Here is a 5,236-nt window from a genome sequence, read left to right on the forward strand (position 1 = left end):
CAGCGCCGGTCAGCAGGTTGAAGGTGGTGCTCTTGCCGGCGCCGTTCGGGCCGATCAGCCCGGTGATCTCCCCGGCGCGCAGGGCGAAGCCGACATCGTTCACCGCCACCAGCCCGCCGAAGACCTTGCGCAGCCCCTCGGCGCGCAGCACCTCCTCGCCCTGGCGCGGCTGCTGCCGCACCGGCAGGGGTCCGGCCTCCGTGGGAAGCGGGACAGGGGCGGGGGCCCGGCGCGCGGCGAGGCGGAAGAGGCGCGCGAAGCGGGGCCAGAGACCGTCCGGCGCGAATTGCAGCAGCAGGATCAGCAGCGCGCCGAAGACGATGGTCTCGAAATTCCCCTGGGCGCCGATGAGCGCGGGCAGCAGCGTCTGCAACTGGTCGCGCAGCAGGGTGACGATGGCGGCGCCCAGCACCGCGCCGCCGATATGCTGCACCCCACCCGTCACGGCCATCAGCAGGTAGTCGATGCTGGTGTTCAGGCCGAAGGGGGAGGGGTTCACCGTGCGCTGGAAATGCGCGTAGAGCCAGCCCGCGAGACCCGCCAGCAGCCCGGCATAGACGAAGGCCAGGATGCGCGCGTTCAGCGTGTTCACGCCGCAGGATTCCGCCGCCATGGCGCCGCCGCGCAGCGCCCGGATGGTGCGCCCGGCGCGGGAGCGCAGCAGGTTGCGGGTCAGCAGCATGGCCGCCGCCAGGAAGAGCAGCACCAGCAGCGCGAAATGCCGCGCCTCGATCAGCGGGACGCCGAACAGGGAGACCGGCGGGATGCCGCTGATGCCGTCATAGCGGTGGAAGATGTCGAGATTGCCGATCAGGTAGAAGAAGGAGACGTTCCAGGCGATGGTCGCGACGGCGAGGTAATGGCCCCGCAGCCGCAGCGTGATCGCGCCGATCCCCCAGGCCAGCAGCCCGGCCGCCAGCACCGAGAGCGGCAGGGTGAGCCAGGGCGAGACGCCGTGTTCCGTGGTCAGGATCGCGGTGGTGTAGGCGCCGATGCCGACGAACATCGCCTGGCCGAAGGAGATCAGCCCGCCGATGCCGGACAGCACGACGAGGCCCAGCACGGTGAGCGAGGCGATGCCGATATAGCCTGCCAGCACCGCCCAGAAGCCCGGCAGGCCGGGCCAGAGCAGCAGCGCGGCGGCGAGCAGCAGGGCGGCGAGGGGAAGGAGGCGCGAGGCCATGCTCAGTGCTCCTCGTCCAGGCTCTGCGGCATGCGCCAGGAACGCCAGAGCAGCACGGGGATGATGATCATGAAGACCAGCACCTCCTTGAAGGCGCTGGCCTGGAAGCTGGCGAAGCTTTCCACCAGCCCGATCAGCAGCGCCCCCGCCGCGGCGAGGGGATAGCTGGCCAGCCCGCCGACGATGGCGGCGACGAAGCCCTTGAGCCCGATCAGGAAGCCGGTGTCGTAGTAGATCGTGGTGAGTGCCGAGACCAGGATGCCGCTCACCGTGCCGATCGCGGCGGCGAGGCCCAGGGCGGTGCGGCCGCAGAGATCGGGCGAGATCGCCACCAGCCGGGCGCCAAGCGGGTTCACCGCCGTGGCGCGCAGCGCCTTGCCCAGCAGGCTCTGCTCGAAGAACAGGAACAGCGCCGCGATCAGCAGCAGCGTCATCAGCACCACGGCGATGGACTGGCCGGAAACCAGGAGCGGCCCGATCTCGATCACCGCGTCGGACAGCGCCTCGGTGCGGAAGCCCTCGGCGCCGAAGAAGACCAGGCCGAGCCCGGTGAGCGCCAGGTGAAGGGCGACGGAAACGATCAGCAGCACCAGCACGCTGGCCTGGATCATCGGGCGATAGACGATGTCGTAGAGGAAGACGCCCATCGGCACGACGATCAGCAATGTCAGCGCCACCATCGCCAGCGGCGGCGCGCCCAGCGCGAGGGCGGCGCGCGCCAGCCCCCAGGCCAGCAGCGGCAGCAGTACGGGCATGGCGAGGCGCCGCGCCTGCTGCGCCGGGGGCAGGCCGCGCCCGGTCCAGAGCCGCAGCAGGGCGGTGGCGAGGCCCAGCAGCATCAGCAGCCAGACCGTGCCCGGCATCTGCCCGGCCTCCAGCACCGCGAGCGTCAGCGCCCCGAAGCTCACGAACTCCCCGATCGGCACGAAGACGATGCGCGTCACGGTGAAGACGATCACCAGGGAAAGGGCGATCAGCGCGTAGATGGCGCCGCTCACGACCCCGTCCTGCAGCAGCACCAGGAGGATGGAGAGATCCACGACCGTGTTCCGTCAGAGGGAGGACCGGCCCTTCCCCGCCCATTTGGGCCATGCCCGGCGGGGCAGGGAAGGGCCGCGTGCCGCTACTGCGGCAGGAGCTTCCAGGTGCCGTTCTGGATGGTGACCATCACGCGCGAGGGCTCGCCCTGGCCGACATGGTCGGTCGGCGACATGGTCGCGGTGCCGTTCACGTAGACGACGCCCTTCAGCCCCTCCAGCGCATCGCGCAGCGCGGCGCGGAACTCGGGCGTGCCGGGCTTCGCCTTGTCGGCGGCGACGGGGATGGCGTGGCTCAGCAGGATGCCGGCATCGTAGGCATGCGCGCCGAAGGTGGAGACGCTGCCCTTGCCGTTCTCCGCCTCGTAGGCGTCGCGGTACTTGCGCGCCGTTTCGCGCGAGGGATGGCTGTCGGGGAGCTGGTCCACCACCACCGGGCCGACGGGGAGGATCTCGCCCTCCACGTCCTTGCCGCCCACGCGCAGGAAGTCGGCATTGGCCACGCCATGCGTCTGGTACACCGCGCCGCGGAAGCCGCGCTCCTTCAGCCCGCGCGCCGGCAGCGCCGCCGGCGTGCCCGCGGCGATGATGAAGACGGCGTCCGGCTTCGCGGAGACCACCTTGAGCACCTGCCCGGTGACGCTGGTGTCGGAGCGGGCATAGCGTTCCTCCGCCACGACGCGGATCTTCCGCTCCTCCAGCAGGGGCTTCATCACGCCCATCCAGCCATCGCCGTAGGAATCGCTGAAGGCCACCACGCCCAGCGTCTTCACCCCCGCCTTGGCCATGTGGTCGGCCACGGCCTGGGCCATCAGCGCATCGTTCTGCGCGGTCTTGAAGACCCAGCGGCGCCGCTCATCCACCGGGGAGACGATGGCGGAGGAGCCGGCGAGCGAGATCATCGGCACCTTCTGCTCCGCCGCGACCTCGACCATGGCGATGGAGGCCGGGGTGACGCTGGAGCCCACCACCGCATCCACCCGGTTCTCGGCGATCAGCTTGCGCATGTTGGCGACCGCGCGGGTGGTGTCGGACCCGTCGTCGAGGATGATCCATTCCACCGGCTGGCCGCCGAACTCCTTGGGCAGCAGGCGCACTGACTTGCCCTCGGGGATGCCCAGCGAGGCACCCGGCCCTGTCTCCGACAGGGTGACGCCGATGCGGACGGGATCGGCCGCCGAGGCGGGCGAGGCGGCGGAAAGGGAAGCTCCGAGCACCAGCGCGAGGCCGGCGGCATATTTCCACATCGTTTACGCTCCCTGTGGCCGGGATTCTCTGGTCCCGTGCCTCGTCATTCCCGTCCCTACGCCGGACCCGGCCCTGACGGAAGCAGGCAGCGGCGGAACGGTGATCGGAGAAAAGAATTGACCAGCCAGCCGGTCAAATCAACCTTTTCCATGGGTCCGGCAGGGCCGGTCCGGCGATCAGGCGAAGGGGTTCTTCGTTTCGTCCACATTCCCCCCGGTGGCGACCTTGTCCGGGAGCTTCTCCGCCTCGCTCTCCAGCACCGCCAGGGCGGCGGAAAGCAGCGCGTGCAGTTCCTTCGCCAGGGCCAGCCCCTGCTTGTCCCGGGTCAGGTCCAGGCTGCCATAGAGGGCGATACGGTCCTGGCCGTTCTCGACCTTCAGGCCGCCGATCTCGGCGGCGGCGGCATCGTCGGCGAAGGGCTTGAGCTTCGTCATGCGGCAACTCCTTTCAGCGGCACGGGCGAGTGTTCCCGGTGGCCCGCCGGCGCGGCCGGCCATCAGCGGCGTCCCAGCACGCGGAGCAGCAGCAGGATGACCACCACGGCCACCACCGCCGCGATGACCAGCGCCATGCGGCTGCCCATGATGCCCGGGCCGGCCGGGGATGCCACGGACGTATCGCGGCGGGCGACGCTGCGGTTCGATGCCGTGCCGCTGCTCGCCACCTGTCCGCCGGTCTGACCTTCGCAACTGCCGCGGATGTTGTTCGGCGTCGGCTCCGGCAGAGCCATGGCCCGGGCGCGGATCGCGGGGGCGAGGGAGGGGAAGGCGTTGATCCCGGCGATGTCGCGCAACTCGTCCAGCGACACGGCCCGCCAGGACAGGCCCGGCCCGTTCGGCGCCAGATAGGCCCCGGCCACCCCCCGATCCGGCAGGTAGATGGCCTTGTAGAGCGAGGTCGGCACCAGCACGCGCCGGTTCAGGCGGCGCAGGTTCTCACCCTGGAAGACCGGTCCGGTCACCACCCAGACCTCGCCATCCTCCGTGGCAAGGTCGCGCACCGTGCTCTCGACCCCCTCCCAGAGACAGCGATTCGATTCCGGCGCCTGGGGCACGATATTGGCCAGCGAGAAGCTCTCATGCTGCGAGCTGGGCGTGGCCATGTCGCCTGAGGGTGCCATATGCCCCCTGTCGAAGCCGGAGCGTGCGTAATCCGACAGCCGTGACCGCTGCTCTTCCGGCAACTGGTCCTCGGCATGGAAGGCGTCGTCGCGTGGCACCCGGCGCGCCTGCTGGATGCGGTCGCGGGTCAGATGTTCGGACACCGCCAGCGGCGTGCGCGAGACGCCGCTGTAGAGGACGGCGAAACCCTCGAAACAGAGGCGGCTGGTGTCCCGCTCCAGCGCCGGGCGCGTGACCGACGGCGCGATGCCATCGGGGTGATGCCGCGTACAGGCCTCGGATGCATGGGCCGATGGCGCGCCAAGCAGCAGCACTAGCGCAGGCAGAAGAATCAGGACCAGGGGGCGCCAGCGGCGGATCACGGGACGGGACATGATGCATCCACTCCCATGTTCACCGCGCCCTGAACAGACGGCAGCGCCGCCTTCCAGCCGGCCGGAAGCGTGCCGCTGTTTCCCGTGAAACCACCCGGTGCTCCCTGGCGGGATATGGATGATCAGGCCGGGGGCAGAGGGGCTCTGCCCCTCTGGACACCCCGCCAAGGGACGTTAGTCCCTTGGAACCCTGTGAGCGCTCCGCGAGGAGGGGGGACAGGACACCGGTCGCCGGATGGCATACCGGCGGAACAACCCCCTCCTCGCGGAGCG

The 5,236-nt window shown here is 70.2% G+C and carries 5 protein-coding genes; all 5 read right to left on the reverse strand.

Annotated features, from left to right (window positions below; all coding sequences use genetic code 11):
* The coding region (locus tag ROTAS13_RS18775) for an ABC transporter permease subunit (protein WP_075823087.1) at positions 1–1,183 on the reverse strand (1,183 nt) is incomplete at its 3' end.
* A 2-nt stretch (positions 1,184–1,185) separates the two neighbouring features.
* Positions 1,186–2,223: a branched-chain amino acid ABC transporter permease gene (locus tag ROTAS13_RS18780; RefSeq protein WP_075823088.1), complete on the reverse strand. Its 1,038-nt coding sequence runs from the start codon at positions 2,221–2,223 to the stop codon at positions 1,186–1,188.
* Positions 2,224–2,306: 83 nt separating this feature from the next.
* Positions 2,307–3,467: an ABC transporter substrate-binding protein gene (locus ROTAS13_RS18785; protein WP_075823089.1), complete on the reverse strand. Its 1,161-nt coding sequence runs from the start codon at positions 3,465–3,467 to the stop codon at positions 2,307–2,309.
* A gap of 177 nt (positions 3,468–3,644) precedes the next feature.
* Complete coding sequence (locus ROTAS13_RS18790) at positions 3,645–3,902, reverse strand: hypothetical protein (protein ID WP_019463100.1); 258 nt, start codon at positions 3,900–3,902, stop codon at positions 3,645–3,647.
* Positions 3,903–3,964: 62 nt separating this feature from the next.
* Complete coding sequence (locus ROTAS13_RS18795) at positions 3,965–4,963, reverse strand: DNA/RNA non-specific endonuclease (protein ID WP_075823090.1); 999 nt, start codon at positions 4,961–4,963, stop codon at positions 3,965–3,967.
* Positions 4,964–5,236: the final 273 nt, after the last annotated feature.

Origin of the sequence: Roseomonas sp. TAS13 (assembly GCF_001950415.1) — a bacterium.
GTDB lineage: Bacteria > Pseudomonadota > Alphaproteobacteria > Acetobacterales > Acetobacteraceae > Roseomonas > Roseomonas mucosa.